This is a genomic window from Amycolatopsis sp. (genome assembly GCF_025464955.1).
Taxonomy (GTDB): Bacteria; Actinomycetota; Actinomycetes; order Mycobacteriales; family Pseudonocardiaceae; genus Amycolatopsis.
Map to the genome: position 1 here is coordinate 12,116 of NZ_JAODNM010000174.1, position 23,456 is coordinate 35,571.

At 68.6% G+C, this 23,456-nt stretch carries 16 protein-coding genes and 1 pseudogene; 3 read left to right on the plus strand and 14 right to left on the minus strand.

All coding sequences use genetic code 11. From position 1 onward, the window contains the following. Window positions 1-29 precede the first annotated feature (29 nt). From tpiA to JWQ81_RS43920, 12 genes are all read right to left on the minus strand, one after another. Complete coding sequence (gene tpiA, locus JWQ81_RS43865) at window positions 30-815, minus strand: triose-phosphate isomerase (RefSeq protein ID WP_297551561.1); 786 nt, start codon at window positions 813-815, stop codon at window positions 30-32. Continuing rightward, entirely contained in the window at window positions 815-2,023 is a 1,209-nt protein-coding gene (locus JWQ81_RS43870) for a phosphoglycerate kinase (protein WP_297551596.1), read from the minus strand. The genes tpiA and JWQ81_RS43870 overlap by 1 nt, the downstream gene beginning before the upstream one ends. Before the next feature lie 10 nt (window positions 2,024-2,033). Further along, window positions 2,034-3,038 (minus strand): type I glyceraldehyde-3-phosphate dehydrogenase, encoded by a 1,005-nt coding sequence (gene gap / locus JWQ81_RS43875; RefSeq protein ID WP_297551562.1) that lies wholly within the window; start codon window positions 3,036-3,038, stop codon window positions 2,034-2,036. Between the two features lie 157 nt (window positions 3,039-3,195). Further along, on the minus strand, window positions 3,196-4,374 hold the full coding sequence (locus JWQ81_RS43880; RefSeq protein WP_297551563.1) for a winged helix DNA-binding domain-containing protein: 1,179 nt from the start codon (window positions 4,372-4,374) through the stop codon (window positions 3,196-3,198). Window positions 4,375-4,706: 332 nt separating this feature from the next. Continuing rightward, window positions 4,707-5,261, minus strand: coding sequence for a DUF3558 family protein (locus JWQ81_RS43885; RefSeq protein WP_297551564.1), 555 nt, complete (start codon window positions 5,259-5,261; stop codon window positions 4,707-4,709). A gap of 11 nt (window positions 5,262-5,272) precedes the next feature. Next, window positions 5,273-5,764 carry a hypothetical protein gene (locus JWQ81_RS43890; protein WP_297551565.1) on the minus strand — a complete coding sequence of 164 codons (492 nt, stop codon included), beginning with the start codon at window positions 5,762-5,764 and terminating at the stop codon, window positions 5,273-5,275. A gap of 61 nt (window positions 5,765-5,825) precedes the next feature. Next, a complete protein-coding gene (locus JWQ81_RS43895; RefSeq protein WP_297551566.1) occupies window positions 5,826-10,259 on the minus strand; it encodes a hypothetical protein in 4,434 nt (1,477 codons plus the stop codon). A 9-nt stretch (window positions 10,260-10,268) separates the two neighbouring features. Further along, on the minus strand, window positions 10,269-11,009 hold the full coding sequence (locus JWQ81_RS43900; protein ID WP_297551597.1) for a hypothetical protein: 741 nt from the start codon (window positions 11,007-11,009) through the stop codon (window positions 10,269-10,271). A 47-nt stretch (window positions 11,010-11,056) separates the two neighbouring features. Further along, complete coding sequence (locus JWQ81_RS43905) at window positions 11,057-12,544, minus strand: hypothetical protein (RefSeq protein ID WP_297551567.1); 1,488 nt, start codon at window positions 12,542-12,544, stop codon at window positions 11,057-11,059. 53 nt (window positions 12,545-12,597) lie between these two features. Continuing rightward, the gene (locus tag JWQ81_RS43910; RefSeq protein ID WP_297551568.1) at window positions 12,598-13,098 is read right to left on the minus strand and encodes a hypothetical protein; all 501 of its coding nucleotides are present in this window, start codon (window positions 13,096-13,098) and stop codon (window positions 12,598-12,600) included. Then, the gene (locus JWQ81_RS43915; RefSeq protein WP_297551569.1) at window positions 13,095-14,459 is read right to left on the minus strand and encodes an ATP-binding protein; all 1,365 of its coding nucleotides are present in this window, start codon (window positions 14,457-14,459) and stop codon (window positions 13,095-13,097) included. Before JWQ81_RS43915 ends, JWQ81_RS43910 begins: the two co-directional genes overlap by 4 nt. A 59-nt stretch (window positions 14,460-14,518) precedes the next feature. Next, a complete protein-coding gene (locus JWQ81_RS43920; RefSeq protein ID WP_297551570.1) occupies window positions 14,519-15,196 on the minus strand; it encodes a response regulator transcription factor in 678 nt (225 codons plus the stop codon). 101 nt (window positions 15,197-15,297) lie between these two features. On the opposite strand from JWQ81_RS43920, the gene JWQ81_RS43925 reads away from it, so the two are divergent. Both JWQ81_RS43925 and JWQ81_RS43930 read left to right on the plus strand, forming a co-directional pair. After that, window positions 15,298-16,233 carry a serine hydrolase gene (locus tag JWQ81_RS43925; protein WP_297551571.1) on the plus strand — a complete coding sequence of 312 codons (936 nt, stop codon included), beginning with the start codon at window positions 15,298-15,300 and terminating at the stop codon, window positions 16,231-16,233. A gap of 308 nt (window positions 16,234-16,541) precedes the next feature. Then, window positions 16,542-18,605 (plus strand): annotated as a pseudogene (locus tag JWQ81_RS43930) (PQQ-dependent sugar dehydrogenase); the annotation flags it as partial. Window positions 18,606-18,718: 113 nt separating this feature from the next. On the opposite strand, the gene JWQ81_RS43935 reads toward JWQ81_RS43930, so the two are convergent. Next, window positions 18,719-19,729 (minus strand): glucosyl-3-phosphoglycerate synthase, encoded by a 1,011-nt coding sequence (locus tag JWQ81_RS43935; protein WP_297551573.1) that lies wholly within the window; start codon window positions 19,727-19,729, stop codon window positions 18,719-18,721. A 133-nt stretch (window positions 19,730-19,862) separates the two neighbouring features. Continuing rightward, a complete protein-coding gene (locus tag JWQ81_RS43940) occupies window positions 19,863-20,780 on the minus strand; it encodes a hypothetical protein (protein ID WP_297551574.1) in 918 nt (305 codons plus the stop codon). Window positions 20,781-20,801: 21 nt separating this feature from the next. Between JWQ81_RS43940 and JWQ81_RS43945 the strand changes: the two genes are divergently transcribed. After that, on the plus strand, window positions 20,802-23,456 hold the full coding sequence (locus JWQ81_RS43945; protein ID WP_297551575.1) for a phosphopeptide-binding protein: 2,655 nt from the start codon (window positions 20,802-20,804) through the stop codon (window positions 23,454-23,456).

The window sequence follows — 23,456 nt, forward strand, 5'->3', positions numbered from 1 at the left end:
ACACGCAGATTACCCGATAGTGGCCTCGATCAGGGCAGCGGCCCACCAGCGGCAAGCGCGCAGAGTTTGGTGAACTCGTCGGCGTCGAGACTGGCACCACCGACGAGTGCCCCGTCGACATTCTCCTGGGCGACCAATTCACTCACGTTGTTGGCCTTGGCGGAACCCCCATAAAGGACCCTGACCTCGGCCGCGACGTCGGCGCCGTACTTTTCGGCCAGTGCCGCACGCAGCGCCGCGCACACCTCTTCGGCGTCGGCCGGGGTCGCCACCTTGCCCGTGCCGATTGCCCAAACGGGCTCGTAGGCGATGACCACAGTGCGCACCTGCTCGGCTTTGAGCCCCTTGAGGCCCGCGGCAAGCTGGTCGGTGGTGTGCTGAATCTGGCCGCCGGCCTCGCGCACGTCGAGCTTCTCGCCGACGCAGAGGATCGGCGAGATGCCGTGCTTGAGCGCCGCCTTGACCTTCTTGTTGACGAGCTCGTCGTCCTCGCCGTGGATCTCACGCCGCTCGGAGTGACCCACGGTGACGAAGGAGCAGCCGAGCTTCGCGAGCATGACACCCGAGATGTCCCCGGTGAAAGCACCCGAGTCGTTCGGCGACAGGTCCTGCGCGCCGTAGGTCAGCGGCATCTTGTCACCGTCGGTGAGAGTCTGCACGCTGCGGATGTCGGTGAACGGCGGAAGCACCGTCACGTCGACCTTCGCGTAGTACTTCTCCGGCAGCGTGAACGCGATCTTCTGGACGAGCGCGATGGCCTCGAGGTGGTTGAGGTTCATCTTCCAGTTGCCCGCGATGAGCACCTTACGAGCCACTACTTGCTCTCCTCAAGAACCGAAACCCCGGGCAGTTCCTTGCCTTCGAGGTACTCCAGCGACGCGCCGCCACCGGTGGAAATGTGCGAGAACCCGTCTTCGGGCAGGCCGAGCTGCCGGACCGCGGCGGCGGAGTCGCCACCGCCGACCACGGTGAACGCGCTCGAGGCGACGAGGGCCTCGGCGACGGCACGGGTGCCGCCCGAGAACGCCTCGAACTCGAACACGCCCATCGGACCGTTCCAGAACACGGTCTTCGCGTCGGCCAGCTTGCCGGCGAAGAGCTCGCGCGTCTTCGGGCCGATGTCGAGGCCCTGCCTGTCGGCGGGGATCGCGTCGGCGTCGACGATCTTGATGTCGGCGTCGGGCTTGAAGTCGTCGGCGGCGAGGAAGTCGACCGGGAGAACCAGGTCCACGCCGCGCTTCTCGGCCTCGACGAGGAAGCCCTTGACCTGGTCCAGCTGGTCGGCCTGCAGCAGCGACTGGCCGACCTCGTGGCCCTGAGCCTTGAGGAAGGTGTACGCCATGCCGCCGCCGATGAGCAGCCTGTCGACTTTGCTCAGCAGGTTGGCGATGACGCCCAGCTTGTCCGAGACCTTCGCGCCGCCGAGGACGACGACGTACGGGCGGGACAGCTCGTCAGTCAGCTTCTTGAGCACCTCGACCTCGGCCAGCACAAGACCGCCCGCGTACGCCGGAAGCGCCCGCGCGATCTCGTAGACCGAAGCCTGCTTGCGGTGCACGACGCCGAAGCCGTCCGACACGAACGCGCCACCGGGGACCAGCGCGGCGAGCTCGGCGGCCAGCTCGGCCCGCTCGGACTCGACCTTGCTGGTCTCACGGGCGTCGAACCGGACGTTCTCGAGCAGCGCGACCTGGCCGTCGGCGAGCGCGCCGACGGTGGCCTTGGCCGACTCTCCGACGAGGTCGCCGGCGAGCGCGACGTCGGCGCCCAGCAGCTCGGAAAGCCGCGTGGCGACCGGGCTCAGCGAGAACTTCGGGTCCGGCTCGCCCTTGGGGCGGCCGAGGTGAGCCGTGACGACGACCTTGGCGCCCGCCTCGGCGAGCTTCTTGATCGTCGGCACCGCGGCGCGCACGCGGCCGTCGTCGGTGATGGTCTGCCCGTCCAGCGGGACGTTCAGGTCGGAGCGTACGAGTACGAGCCGACCTGAAACGCCCTCGCCGAGCAGGTCATCGAGGTTTTTCAGAGCCATGGATTCAGGAGAGCTTCGAGCCGACGAGGACGATGAGGTCCGCGAGGCGGTTGGAGTAGCCCCACTCGTTGTCGTACCAGCCGACGACCTTGACCGTGTTGCCGAGGACCTTGGTCAGCGGCGCGTCGTAGATGCAGGACGACGGGTCGGTGACGATGTCCGAGGAGACGATCGGGTCGGTGTTGTAGCGCAGGTAGCCCTTGAGCGCGCCTTCGGAGGCGGCCTTGTAGGCGGCGTTGACCTCGTCGAGGGTGGCGCTCTTCTTCAGCACGACGGTGAGGTCGGTGGCCGAACCGGTTGGGACCGGGACGCGGATCGCGTAGCCGTCGAGCTTGCCGAGCAGGTCCGGGAGGACGACGCCGATGGCCTTGGCGGCACCGGTCGACGCCGGCACGAGGTTCAGCGCGGCGGCGCGGGCGCGGCGGAGGTCCTTGTGCGGCCCGTCCTGCAGGTTCTGGTCCTGTGTGTAGGCGTGGATCGTGGTCATCAGGCCGTTTTCGATGCCGAACGCGTCGTTGAGGACCTTGGCCAGCGGGCCGAGGCAGTTGGTGGTGCACGAGGCGTTGGAGATGATGTTCTGCGAGCCGTCGTACTTCTCGTCGTTGACGCCCAGCACGACCGTCAGGTCCTCGCCCGAAGCGGGCGCGGAGATGATGACCTTCTTGGCGCCGCCGGCGAGGTGGGCCTTGGCGGCCTCGGCCTTGGTGAAGAAGCCGGTCGACTCGACGACGACGTCCACGCCCAGCTCGCCCCAGGGCAGGTTCGCCGGGTCGCGCTCGGCCAGTGCCTTGATGGTCTTGCCGTCGACGACGATGCCGCCTTCGCCGACGCTGACCTCACCCGGGAAACGGCCGAGGATGGAGTCGTACTTGAGCAGGTGGGCCATGGTGGCCACGTCGCCGAGGTCGTTGAACGCGACCACCTCGATGTCGTGCCCCGCGGCCTTCACGGCGCGGAAGAAGTTGCGGCCGATGCGACCGAAGCCGTTGACACCTACGCGAACCGTCACTGCTGTAACTCCTCTGAAACTCGACCGGTGTGTTTACACCGAGAAGATCTGCTGGGGTTCCAGTCGCAACACTAGCGTGCTGGACTGGGGCGCTCGGACTGCCCCGAAGGGACAGTAGTGAGACTTGCATCATGACCCTCACCAGGTCAAGAATCGATCAAGAAGACAAGGTTTTCTCGAGTGGCGTACGGAACTTCGGGATCACTCTGGTGGTGCCGAACCACTCTTCGAGGTGGTTCGCTTCGGCCGTTATAGCCGCCTCGACGTCGGCGCCGACGTCTTCCAGTAGCCGGTACACCACCTCGCCCGAGGCGCGCTGCGCCCAGGCGCCGACGATCCGGCCGTCCGAGAGGATCGTGGGACCGATGTTGCCGGTGCGGTCGAACAGCGGTTCGCGGTGGGCGCCGAGGTAGAAGTCCCGCTGCTGCCAGCCCATCGGCGTCGGGTCGAGGGCGGGCAGCAGCGCGACCCACGGATTGGGGACCACCGTCGGCTCGACGTCGTCCGGGAGCACGAGGCACGCGACGCCGTCGACGTCCACCTCGACCGGCCCGATCTCGGCGAGCGACTTGGTGGTCTGGCCGGCCGTCCAGCCCGTCCACCAGCGCAGATCGGTGACCGGCGCCGGCCCGAAAGCGAAGAGCCAGCGACGGGCCAGTTCGGTGCGCGCGGCCTCGGCGGACAGCTCGGGGAGCCCGCCCGGAAGCCAGTCCTCGACCGTCGACCATTCGTACTGGGTGCTGATCCACGAGCCGCGCGGACGGCCGCGCACGATGCGGCCGTCGACGGCGAGCTGAAACAACACCCGGCTGGTCACACCGCCGATCGACTCGTACGGCTTGCCCTTCGCCATGATCAGCTGCTGCCGCAGCCGGGGCTCGTCCGCGGAGAGCTGCTGGGCGGTGGCTGTGCCCCGCGCCGACAGGGCGGCCGCAGCGGACTCCTCGACCTCGGCGAGCCACGCATCGGCGTCGGCGACGTTGTCCGGGTAGCCCTGGGTGGACAGGTGCCCGACGAGGAGCTTGCGCTGTTTCTTGGCGATGTCGGCCGAGCACGCGGCTTGGACGACCGGCGCGAGTGACCGGCTGACGACGAACATCGTCCGCCGCATCCCGAGCATCCGCAGCAGCGACTTGTCTTCGTACAGGGCGCGCCCGACTTCGCCCACGACCTCGCACCTCGCCCTGGCCCGCACGGCGAGGTACACCGTGGCCGGGTCCGTGGCATGCAGCGCCACAACCGCGTCCGCGGCCTCCTCCGGGCTCGCTCCCCTGTTCGCGAGGCCATGGCGCACGCCCAACCTCGCCCGCCGCTCGCCGATCCCGAATCTCCGCACGGATCAGTCGTACCAGGCGACACCGACATTCCGGCGCGCCACCTTCACGGCGTAAGGCGTACTCAACTAGGCCTTCACACCGTCTCTGCCCTACCGAGAGTGCCTTCGGGAGCCCCAGCAGTCACATCGCCATCACCAGCGCCACCTGCACGGCGTGACGGGCCCTCAGTTCCGCTACCAGCGCCATTCGCCCCGGTCCTTGCTGCTGTGGACAGAACCGACCACCCCGACCTCCTCAAGTTCCAGGCATTGGCGTTCAACGCCATAAGGGTGGCCTTGAGGGGTATTCGAAGCCGCACGCACCGAATCAGCAGTCACACCGGCGGAGGAAGCTACTTCGGCAGCCGGGGCTCGACTATGTAGGCGATCTTCCCCGCGACATCGCACGCGGTGCCGACCAGGCCGACGACACTGACGTCTACGCGCGTCTTGTCGGTCATCTTCAGCCGAATCACGCAGTCTCCAGCGGCCGGGTCCGCCGATTGGACGGCCGGCCGGCCGTTCACGTCAGCACTCTGCCCGGTAGGCCCGTCGTTGATCCCGGCGTTGTCCCGGACGCCGACACTAACCCCGTAGCCGGGATCGCCGACATGCGTCAAATGCACCTTCCACGAGCACATCCGAAGATCGGAGAGCGTCTCCGGCTTACCGTCTTCGAAGGTGCCGAACTGAGTGAGATCGGCTGGTTTCAGGATCGCGCAGGGGTCGATCGCAGCAACCGAAGGCTGCCCGGCGGTCGATCCACTGGGGCTCGTAGCAGCCGGACTACTGCTCGACGGCACCGGCGAGGCACTCCCCTGCTGGCTGCTCGAACACGCGCTGACGGACAAAATTGCGAATCCGAGCAGGAACGGCAGGGCAGCCCGCCGCGTCGCTTTCCTCATCATGATCGGAGAACTTAGGCCAACGGCTTCTTCAACGAATCCTGAGCGCCCTCTTCGACTCCCTGATAGCGGCCGGATGCTCGTTCCAAGGCTTCCCCGACCTGCTGAAGGATCGTGTCGAACTGCTCCAGCACCACATTGGCGGAACCCGGCTGGCCACTGCCGCCCTTCTGCACATGGGTAGCGACCTCGTAGCCATAAGGGTGGCTTCCCAGTTGCGGTGCCTGTTCCAACGCAGATCCGGTAATTTGCAAATCCTGTAAGTCGCCACGCAGTTCGCGGATGGCGTCGAGCATGGGCTTGACGCCCTCTTCGGTGATGGTGAAGCCGCCGCTTTTGACGGAGTCGACGAGCTTGCCCGCTTCTGACTTCGCGCTCGCGACGGCGTCGGCGCTGAGCCCCGCGCTGAACGGGTCGATGACCGACGCCAAGCTCGGTGGTGCGCCTGAAGAATTCAGGTCCCTCAACTCGACCATGCGTCGCCCCCGATCGTCGCTGTCCGTCACTAGCCGTCGTTAGACGAACCAGGGTAGCGCAAGGTTCCGACACGAATCAGCACTTCGGGAATCAGCTGCCGGGCTTGACGAACAGGCGGGTGGCCGAGATGCGGGCGGTGCCGTCGGACTCCTCGAGGGTGTCGAGCTGGTTGCGGATGGTGGCGTCGACGGAGAGGTACTTGCGGCCGGCGCGCAGGTCGGCGTCGTTACGGAGGCGGACGATCAGCGGGAACTCGCTCAGCGCGCCGGCGTCGAACAGGCCGGTCGTGTAGATGAGCTGAACGCCCAGTGCGCTCGCGACGACGCGCTGCAGTTCGAGCAGGTAGCCCGCCGACGCGCGGCCGATGGGGTTGTCGAGGAACAGCACGCCGGAATGCCGGTTCTTCATCCGCCCGCGGTTGTTGGACCGCAGCGCCGCCAGGGTGCAGTAAAGGATGATCGCGGCGGTCAGCTGCTGGCCGCCGGAGAACACGTCCCGGATCTCCGACACCCGCTGCCGCTCAGTACGCAGCACCGAGTCCGGCTTCAGCATGTCGACGCGGAATCCCTTGGGCACCGCCGCCTGGACCCCGTGCAGGACCAGCGACATACCGTCGCGTTTGACGTCGCGGCCGTCGCTCGTCTTGCCGATCGCGGCTTCGTCGACGACGCCGCCCAGCGCCTCGGCGAGCACGTCCTCCTCCGGATCGGCGAACCGGATCCGCAGGAACTCCTGGCCGGACCAGTCGCCGAGGCCCTCGGGCAGCCGGGACAGCCGTTGCGCGGACCGCAGCAGCCGCAACGCGCCGTCGACCATGCCCTGCAGCCGCGCCACGATCCCCGACCGGTGCCGGTCGATCTGCGCGAGGTCGTCGGTGAGCGTCCGGAGCCGGGGCCGCAACGCGACCGACCATTCGGCCGCGTTGGCGGGCAGGCTGTCGCGCCGGACGGCGATGATCTGCTGGCGAACCGGGCTCGTGAGCTTCTCGAACCGCTTGTCCGTCGCGTACTGCGCCAGCGCGTCGGCATGCCCGCGGACACGCTTCTCGGCAGTGTCGACGGCCGCGTCGGCGTCGGCGAGCGACGCGTTCAGCCTGCCGATGCGCGACTGCGCCGTGTCGACGTCGCCGTCGAACACGGACTCGGCCTCACCTTCGGGCGCTAGATGCGCGAGGGACTCGGCGAGCAGCCGGAAACCGGCCGCCGACGAGTTCGCGGACTCCAGGACGTGCTCGGCCTCGGAACGCCGAGCCGTCGTCTGCTCCCAGACGCGCGCGGCCGCGGTGGCCTCCTCCGCGGCGATGTCGATCAGTTCCTTGCCGTGCTCGATATCGCGCGGACGCCCGTAGTGCTCCAGCGACGCAGGCTGCTTCGGGAGCTGGTCGAGTTCGGCCTTGCGCGTGGCGACCAGTCCGATCGCCTCGGCGCGCTCGTTCTCCAGCGCGGCGACCGTCCGACCAGCGCGGGCGTACGCCGCGGCCCTGGTCGCGGCGTCGGACCCGTCCGCGGTCTCCAGCAGCTGCCCGGCCAGGTCGCGGACGACCTGGTCGAGGCCTTCGAGCGCCGCGCGGGCGGCCGACTCCGCGGACTCGGCCTGGTCCAGTTCCGCGCGGAGGTCGCTGCCGACCTCGACCTTCGCGTAGGAGTCGCTCGCCTCGGCAAACGCCCGGCGCAGCACGTCGACGGGCTCCTTCGGGACCGGTTCGTCCTCGGAAACCCCGCCACCGCCGGGAACTTCGGCGAGCTCGGCCCGTGCGCTGCTGACCGTCCGGCGGTGCCCGTCGGCGGTCCGCTGCTCCTCGGCAACCTCTTCGCGCAGCCGCGCGGCGCGGGTCTTCGCCGCCTCGGCCTCGGCCTCGGCCTGGCCGACGATCTCCTGCGCGCGCCCGGCGGCGTCCGTCCACTCAGGAATCCTGGTGGCGCGGCCCGCCAGCTCGACGAGGGCACGCGAACGCTCGTCGCCCATCCGTACCTCGACACGCAGCGCCGGGACGGCCTCGCGCAGCCGAGTGCGCTTCGCGGCGAGATCGGCGAGGATCCGCTCCGCGGCGGAGACCTCGGACTCGGCTTCGGCGAGATCAGTCGCCGCTTGTTCGGCTTCCTCGGCGAGCGTACCGATGGCGCCGGCCGGGTAGTCCTCACGCCAGGTGGTGAGCTTCCATTCGAGAGCTGCGTCGTCGCCGAGGACCCCGGACAGCACTTCGAGCTGCTTCTGCCGCTGACTGTGTCGCGCGGCGATGGCTTCACGCTCGGCGTCCGCCGCGTCTTCGTCATACATCGCGGGGTTCGGCGTCACCAGGAATTCAACGCCGCCAGCGCCTTCAGCCGACCGCAGCGCCTCCGTCGTCGAGACCGGCAGCACGACGCGAGGCAGCAGCTTCGCCTGTTCCAGCGCGACCTTCGCACGCGACAGCTGCTTCGCCTCGTTGACGAGCACACCGCCGACAAGGTGCGGCAGCTCCGCGAGGACTCGCTTACGCTGCTTGTCATCCATTGTGGACAGATAGCGCCAGCCGGACCACGCCGTGACGCCCGCGGCTTCGAGGACTTCCAGCGCCGACTGGACTTCCGGCGGTTCCGGAAGCAGGCCGCCGTCGCCCAGCGCGCCGAGCGCGCGCTCGTCGACCGCTTCGGACATCCGCAACGCCGTCTGCTCGCGTTCCGCTTCCAAACGCGCTTCGCGGAGTCGTTTGAGCAGCGAGGGAGTGTCGGTCTCCAGCCGGACGTCGTCGCCGCCGAGCAGTTCGAGCAGGCGCGGGTGCGCCGCGAGGCTGTCGGTCCGGCGGTGGGCCCGGTCGAGTTCGAGCGCGGTCCGTTCGGCGGCGGCGTGCGCGACCGAAGCCCGCTGCTGGAGCCGGTGCAGCTCTGTCTGCGCTTCGGTGTGTTCCTCGGCCGCGTGTTCGAGGTCGGCTTCCCGCGAGGCGAGCTCTGACACGGCGTTTTCGGCGCGGCCGCGGGCTTCCTGCGCCGCTGAAGCGAGCTCGCCCGCGTCCCCGAGAAGCCCGTCACGGACCGCTTGGCGGATCTCCGTCTTGATCTCGTCGATGCGTGACGTCAACTGAGCATGTTCCGCGCGATGTTTCGCGGCGGTGCCGGTGGCTTCGTCGCGTTCCATCTGGGCGACGGCGGCCGCCTCGCCGGTGGCCGCGACGCGGCTCTCGGCGGCCTTCGCCTGATCTGCGGCTTCGGCCGCCAAGGCCAGCAAACCGCGGGCGAGGCCCGAGGCAGCGGCATTCTTCGCGCGCAGAGCCGGTTTCGCCGTCTGCTCACGTTCTCCGACCAGCTCACGGATGTCGGCTGCCTTGCGTACGGCGTTGACGTGCCCGAGCACAGTGCCGGTCTCTCGCCACGCTTCGGCCGTCGCCCGCGCTTCGGCGACGTCGTCATCGAGACGCTTCTTGTCCTCGGTGGCCGCAGTCAGGCGAAGGTCCGCGACTACGCGACGCAGCTCGGTGACGACAGCAGCGAGGCGCCGGTGATCGCCTTCGGCGAGCTTCTCCGCGTCGCGAGTCTCGTTGACATGCGCTTCGAGACCGGACAACCGCTCCGACTCGATGCCGTGACGTGCGGTGATCGACCCCGCGAGCACCCGGGCTTCTTCGCGCGCTCGGTCCGCCATCTTGCGCGACGCGGCGGCAAGTCCCTCTTCGTCGGTCAACGGCGTCAGCAGGTCGAGCGCGCCGGCGACGAAGTCCCGCTCGGCGAGCAGTTCCCCGCGCTGAGACAGGTTGTGGGCGTAGGTCTGGACGACCTCGGCCAGGTCGCGCGGGTCGTCCTCGGCGATGACCGCGCGCAGCAGGAACTCGACGAACGCCTCGTCGGTGTTGAACGCGAACGCGTCGGCCGCCTCGCCCTCACCGGCGTTCATCGCGCGCTGGTAACGGAAAAGCTCGGTGTCCAGGCCGATCGAGTCGAGCCGCTCGGTCCACTCGTGGTGCCGTCGCGTCCAGAACAGCTCCAGCTCGGGCTCGTCGTGCTGCCCGGCGTCCAGCTTCTCCTGGAACGCCGACATCGTCAGCAGGCGGCCGTCGACGGTGAGCGGCAGGTTGTCGAGCCCCAGCGAGGAGCTCGGCCGGAAGCAGAACCACGAGTCGATCAGGTTGGCCGGGTCGGTCGAGGTCACGTGCCCGCGCCACTCGGAGACCTTGCCGGTGATCACGCGGGCACCGGTTTCGGTGTGCTGCCACTCCAGCACGACGTGCGAAACGTCCTTGGCGGAGACGAACTTCTCCAACACGCGAGTGTTCGTCGTACCGACCACCTGACGACGTCCCGGCAGCATCACCGAGAAGATCAGCTTGATCAGGACGGACTTCCCACCACCGTTCTCGAGGAACAGCACGCTCGCCGGTGACGGCCGGTGTGGCAAGCCCTGCTCCGCGGAATGGATGCCGGCGCTGAACAACGCGTCCTGGGTGGGCGCCTTGACGACCTCGCCGACCCCGGACAGGTCGAGCACGACGTCCTGGTAGCGCGCGCCGGCCGGGCCGACGGAGTGCAGGCGGACCCGCGAAAGCTCATACATGCCAGTCCCTCACAGAGTGTCCGAAATGGACGGACGAAGGGTGCCGCCGCCGTCGCCGACCGAAACCACGCCCAGTTCCAGGAGTTCCTCGAACGCGCTGTCCGCGGCCAGTTCGCGAACCTGCACCTGGTAGCGCGGGGTCGTCCGGTAGGTGCCGCCCTGCTCGTTGTCGATCTGCACCAGGAAGCCCTGCTCGGACAGGAACCTCAGCGCTCGCGCCACCATGCCCCGGGTGGTGTCGGACGCGAGCCTGCCGTCCTTGGTCGCCGCTGTCGCCGGGCGACGCGCGTACGCCCGCCAAGCCTGTTCCAGCTCGGGGGCGTCGGACAGCGGGTCGTTGTTCTGCTCGGCCTTCGCGGCGCGCTCGTCAAGGATGCGGCACGCTTCGCGGACCACGCCGTCGACCTGCTCGACGCTGACCCGGCCGATGTAGGTGTCGTTGGCGAGGTCGTCGGGCCTCGGGTAGCCGAGCGCGGCGGCCGCGAGGTGAACCAGGCCGTGCAGCACCTTCTCGGTCTCGCGCCGCTCGCGGATCTTGCTCTGCCGCGCGTAGCTGTCCATTTTGATCTCGAACACCGACTCGTCGGTCGCCGCGAGCACCGCCCCGGCCTGCGTGCTGACGTCGAGCACCATCAGGCCGAGCCCGGCCGCGACGGAGTTGGCCAGCTGCTTGAACGCGCTGTCCTGCCCGTAGCGGCGGACGAGCTCCGCGTAGACGACGTCACGCCCCGGAAGCTGCTTCGGCCGCATGCCGAACGAAATCAACCTGGCCGCCGACTCGGCGTCCCCGTTGGTGCTCACGCCGTCTCCCCCTGTTGGTCACTCGGTCCGGCGCCCCGGTCGATCAGTGCCGACGCGAGCAGCAGGTCCGCGCCGCCGAACTCGGCGTCGACGAGCTGCGTGCCGTCGTCGATGCCGATCAGCGCCCGATCATCGCCCTGACGCACCGCCGCCGCCACTCCCGGGCTGTACGAATAGAGCGCGCGCAACGCGACCAGCCGTGCCAGCCCCGGATCGAACTCCCTCGCCTCGGCGAGCAGGCCGGACAGCCGTCGCGGCACGTCGGGCAGGTCCAGCAGCTCGTCGGCTTGGCGCCACTGGTCGTCGCTGTAGTAGTCCAGCGTCTCCGGCGGCACCAGCTCCGGCTCGGGCACCTCCCCGACCAGCTTGTCGCGCTCGGGCGCGGGCCGCAGCAGCAGCGAGACCAGCGACGACAGCGAAGGCACGGTAGGCACCGCGAGCCCGGACGAGCCGAGGAAGAACTTCTCGACCGGCGCGACAGCGTCCGAGATCGGCAGTTCGAGGCAGGGCACGAGCAGCTGGCCGAACAGGTCGATCGTGGCGCGCCGGGGCGGCCCGGAGAACTGCTGACGGTCCTGCTCGGCGCGGAACGTCGCCCCGGCCGCCTGCAGGCGCGACTGGAGCTGGGTGTGCCGGCTGATGCAGTCGCCGACGATGTCGACGAGCTCGGCGGCCCGGCGCTTGCGGTCCGGGTCCTCGGCGTCGTCGCGCGCGATGGTGATGTTCTTGAGGATCGCGTTCTCGGCGCGGAACCGCGCCTCGATGTGCGTGAGAGCGGAATCGAGCAGCTCGGGCATCTCCGAGTCCCAGTCCACCGCGCGGACGTCGCGGCGGGTCGCGTCGAGCTTCACCCGCAGCGTCTCGCCGTACTGCACGGTCCGGTACCGGGCCTGCTCGGCGGCCAGTTTCGCGTCCGCCAGCCGGCCGCGGTTGATCAGGTTCTCGAGCTTGACCTCGGCCGCGATATGGGCCGACTCGACGTCGGTGTCCAACGCGCCGACCAGCACGTTGATCGCTTCGTCGGTGGCGCGGAGGTACACCTCGCCGTCCGACGCGGCGAGCTCGATGAGCAGCTTGAAGTCGAACGCCCGCCGCTGGTAGACGCCCTGAGCGTCGACGCTGCCGTAGACGCGGCGGAACCCGCGGTCGGCCGTACCGACGTTGATCAGGTTGTCCAGCACCCAGCGAGCGACCCGGACGTGCTCCTCCGGACGCCGGCCTGGCGCCTGCGCGGCGACGAACGGCTGCAGGCGCCGGACGACCTCGTGGTGGTCGGCGCCGGTGTCGAAGTCCATCGCGATCGTGACCTGGTCGATGGTGTGCAGCGCGATCTCGGCCATCTGGTAGACCGTCGCGTCGGCCCAGTCGAGCTTGGCCTTGCGGGAGTCGAGGTCGTGCAGCGGCGCGGTGCAGGCGAGCGCCTTGAGCCGACGGGCCAGGCCCTCGTCGGCCAGTCCCCCACCGATCAGCTCCGAGTCACGCACAGCGAGCCAGATTAGTCGGCGTCCCGGCTACCCGCTCGGGTGACCGGCTCTCGTCACTTACGGAACAGGGGGCATTGCGCAGCGGGTAGGGCACCGGTCTTCCCCCGGAGAACCGCCCACACGTTGCGGGGGTCGACCGTCCTCGCCATGGCCTTCACCCCGACCACCGTGCAGACGATCTGTTCCACCGCGATCGGGCTCAGGGCGCGCACGTCCATCAGGACGCTGATGACCACGGACCCGTCGTCGACGTAGACCGAGCTCGCCGCCGAGTCGGGCACGGACCGAGGCGGGAGGTCGGTGGTCAACCCCGCGGCGAGGTCGGCGTCGGTCGGTCCGGCAAAGAGCAGGGAGAGCGCGGTCGTGGCGTCACCCAGGTGCCCGATGTTCCGCTGGACCGGCGCCATCAGGCCGCCCTTGACGAAGTACAGCACCGGCCCGGTGGCGACCCCGGCCGCGGCCATACCACCGCCGAGCACCCCGGTCGGGCGAACGCCGCAGCCCGCGAGCACGGCGAGCAGCCCGGCCAGGACGACTAACACTGCCTTCCTCATACCTCGCTCCTCTCGCCGGGCAGTCGCAGGACGAACCGCGCGCCGCCGTCCGGACTGTTGCCCGCCTCGATCCCGCCGCCGTGCAGGTTCGCGTTCTTCAGCGCGATCGACAAACCGAGCCCGCTGCCCTCGGACCGGGCTCGGGCCGCGTCGGCCTTGTAGAACCGCCCGAACACCTGCGGAACCACGTCGGGGGCGAGACCGGGCCCGGAATCGGTAACCTCGACGACGACGTCGGCGCCCTCTCGGCGCAAGACCACCCGAACGGGCTGCTCACCGTGCCGCAGAGCGTTGCCGACGAGGTTGGCGACGATGACGTCCAGCCGCCGTCGGTCGACCGGCGCGAAGACCCCGGCCGGCAGGTCGGCCTCGACGGACTCCGTCCAGCCGCGGGTCCGCAGGGTCCCGGCGATCATCGCGCCGACGTCCTCCCGATGGGTGTCCAGCATCGCGGTCTGGGCGTCGAACCGGGAGATCTCGATGAGGTCCTCGACCAGGCGGGCGAGCTTCCGGGTCTCTCCGCCGACGAGCCGGGCCGCCTGCCCCGCGTCCGGAGTGAGTCCGGTTTCCTCTTCCAGGATTTCGTTCACCGCGGTCATCGCCGCGAGCGGGGTGCGCAGTTCGTGCGAGACGTCGGCGACGAACCGCCGCGCGTCGGCCTCCATCCGCCGCAGCTCGGTCATCGATGCCTCGAGACTGGCGGCGGTGTCGTTGAAGGTTCGCGCGAGATCGGTGAGCTCGTCGGAGCCAGTGGTCACCAGCCGGGTCGACAAGTCGCCCTTGGCGAGGCTGCGCGCCGCGTCCCGCAGCCGTCGAACGGGCCGCAGCACCGCCCCGGCGGCCAGCAGGGCGATGAGCATGGCCAACGGGATCGCCACCGCGGCGGTCTTCCAGCCGTTGTCGGCGAACTCCTCGATGCTCTGCTGGGCGGTGTACAGGGAGTGCACCGCGTAGACCTCGATCCCGGAATGCGTAGCGGTCCCATCGGGACGGAAGGCCAGCACGGGCATCCCCACCAGCAGGTACGGCCCGCCGTAACGATCTACACGCTGGAAGAACAGCTGGTTCGCAGCCCTCACCTCGGAGCGCAGGTCGTCGGGAAACCAAGACAAGGCGGCCGACTGCGAGGAATTCATGCCCTGGTAGACGATGGTCGCGTCGTAGCCCAGCTTCCGCGCGACCAGGTCGAGCGTGGTCTGGTCCGGCGGCATGGTGATGGTCGGCGCGATCGTGTTGATGTTGTCGCGCAACGTGGTCATGTAATCGTCCTGGGCCGCGGTGAGCACCGCGCGACGCCCGGAGACGTAGCTCGCGCCGGACGCGGCGACGGTCGCGACCAGTGCCACCACGATGAACGCCAAGATGAGACGTGGGCGGATTCCCTTGGCCCACAAGGGGATATCACGTGGTCGGGGAAGTTTCACAGCGGCCCGAACCGGTAGCCGAAGCCACGGGCGGTGCGGATGTAGACCGGGTCCGCCGGCACGTCCTCGACCTTCGCCCGCAGTCGCTGAACACAGGCGTCGACGATCCGGGAGTCGCCGAGGAAGTCGTGTTCCCACACCAGTTCCAGGAGCTGCTGTCGCGTGTGGACACGACCGGGCACGCGGGACAGTTCGAGCAGCAGCTTCATTTCCGTCGGTGTGAGCCCGACCGGCTTGCCCGACTTCGTCACCACCAGCGCCGCGCGGTCGATGTGGAGGTCGCCGTAGGTGTTCTGCTCTTGCCCGCCGCGGGCGCCGATCCGCCGCAGCACCGCGCGGATCCGCGCGTCGAGCACGCGGGACTGCGCCGGCTTGACCACGTAGTCGTCCGCTCCCGCTTCCAGGCCGCCGACGACGTCGATGTCGTCGCCCCTCGCGGTCAGCATGATGATCGGCACGCTGCCCGACGCGCGGATCCGGCGGCACACCTCGAAACCGTCGATGCCGGGCAGCATCAGGTCGAGCAGCACGATTTCCGGTGGCGAGGCTGCCAGCAGGCGCAATCCGCGTTCGCCGTCCTCGGCGGGCTCGACGCGGTGGCCGTGGCGGCTCAGGCCGAGGCACAGTCCTTCCCGGACGGCGGGGTCGTCTTCGATCAGCAGCACAGTGGGCACCGGGCAAGTATCGAGGTGGATCAAGCCCCGCGCAGTGGCTGTAGCGAAACCATGACAAGACCACGACGAAACCAGGGTTTCCGAGTGCGAATCTCAGTCACATGGTCGAGCAGAAGACGGATCGCCTCGCGTTTCGCCGGTACCCCGCCGCACCGCGGCAGGACCCGCGATGGGTCCTCGCCATGCCGGAACTGACTCCCACCCCGCTACGGCAGCGCCCGCCACGAGCCCCGCGGACCAACCGCGGGCTGCTGTTCGGCGCGATCGCGATCGTCGCGGTCATCATCGCGGCGATCGCGCTGAGTTGGGCGGCTTCGAGAGCGTCGAAAGCTCCGAGCGGGCCCGTGGGCAGCTCGGTCGCCGGCGCCCGGATCGGCGCCGAGGTGCTCGACCTCAGTTCCGGGACGACGCTCCTCGACACCTCGGGGGACGTGAAGTTCCGGGCGGATTCACTGGTCAAGCTGCTCATCGCGGCCGACCTGGTCGATCGCGGGTACGCCGGCGGGTCGAAGGCGTCACCCCGGGTGACCCGGATGCTCTCCTACAGCGACGACCAGATCGCCGACCAGCTCTGGCAGTCCGGCGGCCGGACCGCGATCATCGCGCGGGAAGTGGCGAAGCTCGGGCTGACCGACACCGAGCCGCCCGCCGACCCCGGCCGGTGGGGCGACACCACGACCACGGCGTCCGACGTGGTCCGGATCTACCAGCACATCCTGTCGCTCGCCGCGCCCGACCGCGACTACCTGCTCAAGGCGCTTCGCAACGCCCCGGAGGTTTCGGCGGACGGGTTCGACCAGCACTACGGCATCGCGTCCGGGCTCAGCGGCTGGCCGTGGGCGATCAAGCAGGGCTGGGCGTCCGGGCGGGGCAGCGTCGAGGCGCATACGACCGGACTGGTCGGCAAGGGCGACCGCTACCTCGTCGTCCTGCTGGCCGGCTACCCCGACGGCACCGACCTGGCCACCGCGGCCAAGGCCACCTCCGATAGCGCGGCGACCCTCGCCCCGCTGCTCGCCAAAGACGCCGCGCGCTGACCCGTCCGCCTTTCGGGGTGCGGACGGGTCAGCGTGCGGACCATCCCCAAAGGGCACTCTTGCCCAAGAGTGCCCTGCCCTGGTCGGGACGAGCGACGGCGAGTGCACGTAAGGGCAGGGCTGGCGCCCGGTCGGGAAAGCGCTTTCAGCCGGTATTGACACGGGTGTCCGGAGATGGTGTGATTCACGTCATAGAATAGAAAGGAAACTTTCTTAACTATAGAGACCAGAGATCAGACCGGCGGGCCCCGAGCTCGTTTCCGTCGCCTCAGTACCTCCGTCATCCCCGACAACGCAGGAGGCCTCACGTGGCACCGCGAACATCCTGGCGCACGCTTCTGGCCTGCGCCTCCGTAGCGATCATCACCATGGCCGCCGCTCCGGCCGTCAGCTCCGCAGCACCCACGCCCGTCGACTACGAGTCCGAAGCGGCCACGATCTCGCACGGGACCGTCGCTTCCGACCACGCCGGCTACTCGGGCACCGGGTTCGTCGACTACGAAAACGCCGTCGGCGGGTACGTCGAGTACGACGTCAACGCGGCGCAGGCCGGAACCCACTCACTCACCTTCCGCTACGCCAACGCCACGACCGTCGACCGCCCCCTCTCGATCACCGTCGACGGCGGCCAAGTGACGAACCTATCGTTCCCCGGCACCGGCGACTGGACGACGTGGAAGACCTCGACCGTCTCGGTCACCCTGACCGCCGGCATCAACCACATCCGCGCGACCGCCACCACCGTCAACGGCGGCCCGAACGCCGACAAGCTGACCGACACCTTCGTCGCCCCCGTCGACACCCAGCCCCCGACCCCGCCGACGAACCTGGCGCTCAGCAACCTCCTGCCGACCGCGGCCACGTTCAGCTGGCAGGCGGCGACCGACAACGTCGGCATCGTCCGGTACGAGATCAACAAGGGCGGCAACGTCCTCAAGACCGTCGACGGCAAAACGCTGTCGGCCACCGTCGACAACCTGACGCCCAACACCGCCTACGACGTCTCGGTGGGCGCCTACGACGCGGCGGGCAACCCGTCGCAGCAGAGCAACGTCGTCACGTTCACGACGCCGAAGAGCAACGACACCACTCCCCCGAGTGTGCCGGCCAACCTGACGGTCACCGGGACTTCGAGCTCCAGCGTCTCGTTGTCCTGGAGCGCTTCCACGGACAACAGCGGCACCATCGCCGGCTACGACGTCTACCAGGGCTCGACGAAGGTCGCGACCACGACGTCGCTCTCCTCGACGGTCAGCGACCTGACGCCCAACACGTCCTACACCTTCACCGTGAAAGCCCGCGACCCCGATGGGAACTCCTCCGCCGCGAGCAACCCGGTGACCGCGAAGACCACCGGCGGCGCCACGAGCGGTGGCGGGATCCCCTCCTTCGACAAGCAGATCGCGACGGTCGACCTCGGCTGGTCCGTGGCGTTCCTGCCCGACGGCTCGGCGCTGGTCACCGAGCGGGACCGCTTCGAGATCGACCACATCACCACGAGCGGCACGAAAACCGTGCTGGGCAAGGTGCCCGGGGTCGTCACAACGAGCGGCGAAGGCGGCTTGCTCGGCCTCGCGCTCTCGCCGACGTACAGCACCGACCACTACATCTACGTCTACCACACGGCTTCCGACGACAACCGGATCGTCCGGATGACCTACGACAACGGAACCCTGTCGACGACGTCGACGCCGATCCTCACCGGCCTGGCGAAGAACCGCTACCACAACGGCGGCCGCATCAAGTTCGGTCCTGACGGCAAGCTCTACGCCACTGTCGGCGACGCGAAGAACAGTGACAACGCGCAGAACAAGCAGTCGCTCAACGGCAAGGTGTTGCGGCTCAACGCGGACGGCAGCGCGCCGAGCGACAACCCGTTCTACGCCAGCGGCGGCAACGCCCGCTACGTCTACAGCTACGGCCACCGCAACCCGCAGGGTCTCGCTTGGGACTCCAGGGGACAGCTCTGGGAGTCGGAGTTCGGCGAGAGCAGCCAGGACGAGTTGAACCTGATCCAGAAGGGCGGCAACTACGGCTGGCCCAGCTGCGAAGGCACGCAGGGCAGCTGTGACGGTTTCATCGCGCCGAAGACGACCTGGCCGACTTCGCAGGCCGGACCGAGCGGGATCGCGATCGTCAACGACTGGATCTACATCGCGGCGGTCACCGGCCGGCAGCTCTGGGTCACCCAGATCAACGCGGCGGGCAACGGCGTCAGCCAGCCCCAAGCGGTCTTCTCCGGCAAGTGGGGCCGGCTCCGGGACGTCGTCCCGTCACCCGACGGTGGCCTCTGGCTCACCTCGACGAACAACGACATGAACGGCGGCACGCCGGACACGCTCGACAACGTGATCGTGCGGCTGAAGTTCCCCTCCTAGAACCACGGCTGGGGTGAGCGGGAGAACCGGTCACCCCAGCCGTAGCCACCTGGAAAACGGCTGTGGGGACCCGCGTTCGCGGGTCCCCACAGCCGTTTCTTGAAGAACTACGCCGTCTCGCGAAGGGTGGCTTCGCGGACCGACGCCAGCGGTGGACGCTGCGCGCAGGTCAGGTCGGTCAGCACCATCTCCCGCTCGACGCCGTTCTCGGAGTTGCCGCGCTGGAACTGCGCCAGCAGAGTCGCCGGGGGTTGCGCCGAAACGAGCCGTCCGTACTGTTCGAGCCGGTCGAACATGGTGAGCATGATCTGCCCGGCCATCCGCCCCAGCGCCTGCGTGCTCTGGTGCCGGTGAACTCGGCGACCGAGGTCGACCTGGGCGAGCGCGTCGAGCCCGTGGGCCTCGAGCAGGTCGATCAGGTGCCCGACCTCGACGCCGTAGTTCGCCACGAACGGGATGCTTTCCAGCACGTCCCGGCGTCCGGCGTACTCGCCGGCCAGTGGCTGGACGAAGCCGGCCAGCTCGGGCCAGTACATGTTCAGCATCGGCCGGGCGACCAGCTCGGTGACACGCCCGCCGCCGTCGGCGTCCGTACCGGTCTTGCCGACCAGCGGCCGGTGGTAGAAACCCTTGACGTACGCGACGCTCGGGTCGGTGAGCAGCGGCCCGAGCAGGCCGGTCACGTAGTCGCTGGTGAAGTCGTACAGGTCGCCGTCGACGAAGACGACGAAGTCACCAGTGGTCGCGGCGACGCCCTTCCACAGCGCCTCGCCCTTGCCCGCGAGACCGCCGAGCTCGGGCATCACCGAGTCCTGCGCCACCACCCTCGCGCCCGCTTCCGCGGCGACCTTCGCGGTGGCGTCGGTGGACCGGGAATCGACGACGAGGATTTCGTCGACGAGCGGATGCGTTTCGACCAGGTCGCGGCGAATCGTGCGAATGATGTCGCCGACCGTCGTCTCCTCGTCGCGAGCGGGGATCACCACGCTGACACGGGCCCCGCGTTTGGCCGCCACGAGGTCGGCCACCGCCCAGTCGCCGGACTGGCTGCTTCGCCTGGCGAGCCAGGTATCGACCTCGGAAGAAACCTTCAGTGGGGTAGTCCTGTTCGTGCGCATCGAATTCACCTTCCCTCGTCGGGTCGTCCGCCAAGTCCGAGATTCGTCGTGCCCTGTTTCGATTCAGCGCGTGTGCGTGAAACCGCTGCGTTACGAAAACGGCGCCAGAACGCGGTCTTGTTAACCGCGCGTGTCACGCGCCCAACACCGCTGCTATCGGGTTACCGATTTCACGTTTGGCCAGGTAAAACGTCGCTTCGTGCGGTTTCGCACCGTTGTCCACGGTGTAACCGCTCTCCAACACTCCGTCGGCACCGGGGAAAAGAGCGGTGAGATCGGGCCGGGCGGCCACCAGGTCGTCACGGTCGGCGACGTTCACCCAGCGTCGGACGCGGGGCGGGACCTCTGGTGGCTGCGGGCGGACCCGGTCGTAGACGACGTTGCGCAGGCCCAGCGGCGAGCCGACGGTGATCAGCAACGGCAGCGGCCTGTTCAGCCGATGTGCCGCCTCGAAAGCCACCACCGAGCCGAGCGAGTGGCCGATGATGATCTCGGTCTCCGGACCGACGAGCGTGGCGACGCGGTCCTGCACGCGTTCACGGATGACGTCGTCGGTCAGGTACAGCGTCACCTGCCGGAGCGCCTTGACCACGAGCCGCTCGGCGAAAGCCGCCCCGAACCGCGCGAACGGGCGCACTCGCACCAGCGCGTTGAGCACCGGCCGCAGCGCCGCGCGGACTCCCTGGGTCTCCCCTGCCTGTCCACGCAGGTTCTCCAGCTCGCGTTGAGCCTGAGCCTGGTCAGACTCCCTGGTCGCGGACTCGGCCACCCTGGCCAGCCATTCCTCGGCGAGCGCCTCGGCTACGACCCACTCCGCGTCGTCGAGCTCGTCGGCAGATCCTTGCTGGTCAGGACGGGTGAAGACGTCTCCGTAGAAGGCCATGCGCGTCTCCGCCGACCCGGGCAGCGCACCGCGCCACAGCTGGTCCGCGAGCTCGGAAAACCCGGCCGTGCGGACGCCGCCGGCCAAGCTGGGCAGCCACTCCGCCTCCAGGGTGTCGGCGGACTTCTGCTCCTGCGCAATGCCGTGCACCAGGACGATACGAGCCACAGCGCACAGTATCGTGATCGAGTGGGAGAGCGCCGGGTTTTGGTCATCGCGTCACAGTGTGAATCGCTGAACCTGCTTTCGTTCTTACCCGAAGCCGCGAAAGACGTCGCCGACGCGCTGCTCGACGAAGGCGTCGGCGGCTGTGTCCCGGCGTTGGCCGACGGACGGCACCTGCTCGTCGACCCGACGATGGTCCAGCTGGACGACGCCGTCACCGAGGCCTTCGAACGCGCGTCCGAGGACGAGGCGACGCTGTTCATCGCGCTGGTCGGGCACGGCGACTACGCCGAAGAAGACTTCTACTTCCTCACCAAGGACAGCACCGACCCGGTGAACAGCCGGAATTCGTTCCTGCTCGCCCAGCGGATCAAGGAGCTGCTCGGCCGGTATTCGCTGCTCGACGGCCTGGTGATCCTGCTCGACACCTGCCACGCCGGCATGGCCGCCCAGCAAGCGGCGACCCGGTGGATCAAGATCGTCGGCGAGGCAGGCAAGCGCTTCGAGGTGCTCACGGCGTCGGACGACCGGACAGCGGCCGATGGCTGCTTCAGCCGCTCGCTGGCCAAGACCCTGCGTGCAGGTAGTCCGGAGCTCGGCGAGCGTGTCCGCTGCCCGGACCTCAAACGCGTGGTCAGCGGTCTGTGTCCGAACCAGACCGCGGTGCACCTCGCCTTCGACGGTGTCCGCACGGTCGAAAAGGGCGACCAGGGCCTCTGGCTCGCGATGAACGCGTCCGACGCCTGGCAGCCGTTGCGCGGGAACCCGGCGGCCACCGAGATCGAGCGGCTGACCGCAGGTTACGTCGCACCGCCGGAACTCGAGCGCATCATCGGACTGCTGCTTTCCGGTGCCCGGTGCGTCGAAGTCACCGGTTATGGCAGTGACGCGCTGATCGCCGCGCTCGCCCGGCCGGCGGTCGCAGCCGAGGACATACCGCCGAAGTTCCTGCACGCGGTCCTGTTCGTGAAGGCGGGGCAGACCCTGGAGCAGGTCGCGACGGAGCTCGCCCGGCAGCTGCGCCGGAGCGTGAAGGAATTCGGCCCGGCAGAGCTCCTCTACCTCGAAACCGCCGACGTCCAAAGTCAAGATGCCTTCGAACGCGCGGTGCTCGGCCCGCTGCGGACCATGACCGCCGCCCGTACCGCCCCGATCCGCCTGGCTTTCCTGCTGGCGGGCGTCATTCCCGAGGACCGCGACCGATTGTTCGGATCGCTGCGCACCCTCACGGGGGACCGGGCACTGCGCGGGGTGCGGACGGTGTTCGTCGACCAGATCGGCGGCACCTCGGGACTCAAGGCGGCCGAGACGGTGTACCTGTCCGCTCTCCCGGCAGCACCGGAACCTGCAGTGTGGCCTGACTATCCTCCGGAGTCGCTCAGCGATTGGCTGGACTACGAAGAATTCCGGACCGTTTCACCTGGCCAGTACACGGGCTCACCGCCGCCATCTCCCCAGCAGGGTGCACCGCCCAGTCCCGGTGACTACGACCTGGACGACGAGGAGGTCCCGGTTCCGGCTGCGCCGCTAGGGGCGGTGAACGAACTGTTGAACTTCGCGTACGGCTCGGGCCCTCTTCCGCTGAACATCCTCGTCGCGGCGAGTCGTCGGCTCGACGGGCCGGACAGGCCGTCGAAAGTCCGCGATGTCCTGGCGCAACTCGGGGACGACGTCATGCGCATACAGCCGGGGACAGACGCCGAACTCGTCCAACTGACCACTGCCTGGTACGGCTACCTGGACGCCCCCGGGCTGCCCGGCATTCTCGCTGACACGATCGAGGAAGTGGCTCCGGTGAGCGAAAAAGACCGGGACACCCCGGAACACCACTACGCCCGGACGAACCACGCCGAATACCTCTGGCTGGCCGGCCGTCACGAAGACGCGCTGCGCAGTCTCGACGACCGACATTCGGACGTGCCAGTGGAAAACCGCGAGCGCTGGAAACAGTGGTCAAGCAGAGTTGCCCTCGAGCTGGGTGACGGGGAGCCGCTGACCATCCTCTGTCGGGCCAGGGAGGCGACGTGGACCGGCAAGTCCGGGGACGCCGCGGGAGCGCTCGCGCAGTTCGAGGCACTGTTGCCGATCGCAGAAACCGTGTTGGCCGCGGAAGATCCGGAACTGCTCAGCATCCGCAACAACGTCGCGTATCAACTCATGGACCTCAAACGGTTCGAAGAGGCCAGGGTGGCTTTCGGGGCTTTGATCCCCGAAACCAGGCGTGCGCTGGGCGCCGACGATCGGGAGACGATCCACGCACGGCATCTGTTCGCGGTCGCCACCGGCAAGTGCGGCGACGGCGACGAATCGCTTCGCCTGTCCTGGGAACTGCTCCCGGATGCCGAACGGGCGCTCGGCGAAGACGACGAAATCGTCGGACACATCCAGCACAACATCGTTTTCTGGAGTGCTCACGGAGTTGCGCACCCCCCCCCCGAACTTTTGGAGATCTACCGGCGAATCCTCGTTCGAACGCGGGGGCGACTGAATGACCGCCACCCTGACCTGCTCGAACTCCGGTTCCTGGGCACGATCCTGGTCGCCAAGGACGGGCAAGTCGGCGAAGCACTGGCCGAGTGGACTGTCCAACTCGAACAGTCCATCGACGTACTCGGCGAACGGCATGATCACGTCGCCAAGATTCGCGAGCAGCTCGAGTTCTGGGGTTCCGCGGGGTGA

Excerpts from the sequence above, each read along its gene's own strand:
- JWQ81_RS43925 (WP_297551571.1), top strand. The coding sequence starts at position 15,298 with ATGGTCGAGCAGAAGACGGATCGCCTCGCGTTTCGCCGGTACCCCGCC.
- JWQ81_RS43885 (WP_297551564.1), bottom strand. The coding sequence starts at position 5,261 with ATGATGAGGAAAGCGACGCGGCGGGCTGCCCTGCCGTTCCTGCTCGGA.
- JWQ81_RS43900 (WP_297551597.1), bottom strand. The coding sequence starts at position 11,009 with ATGCGGCCGAAGCAGCTTCCGGGGCGTGACGTCGTCTACGCGGAGCTC.
- JWQ81_RS43895 (WP_297551566.1), bottom strand. The coding sequence starts at position 10,259 with ATGTATGAGCTTTCGCGGGTCCGCCTGCACTCCGTCGGCCCGGCCGGC.
- JWQ81_RS43910 (WP_297551568.1), bottom strand. The coding sequence starts at position 13,098 with ATGAGGAAGGCAGTGTTAGTCGTCCTGGCCGGGCTGCTCGCCGTGCTC.
- JWQ81_RS43935 (WP_297551573.1), bottom strand. The coding sequence starts at position 19,729 with ATGCGCACGAACAGGACTACCCCACTGAAGGTTTCTTCCGAGGTCGAT.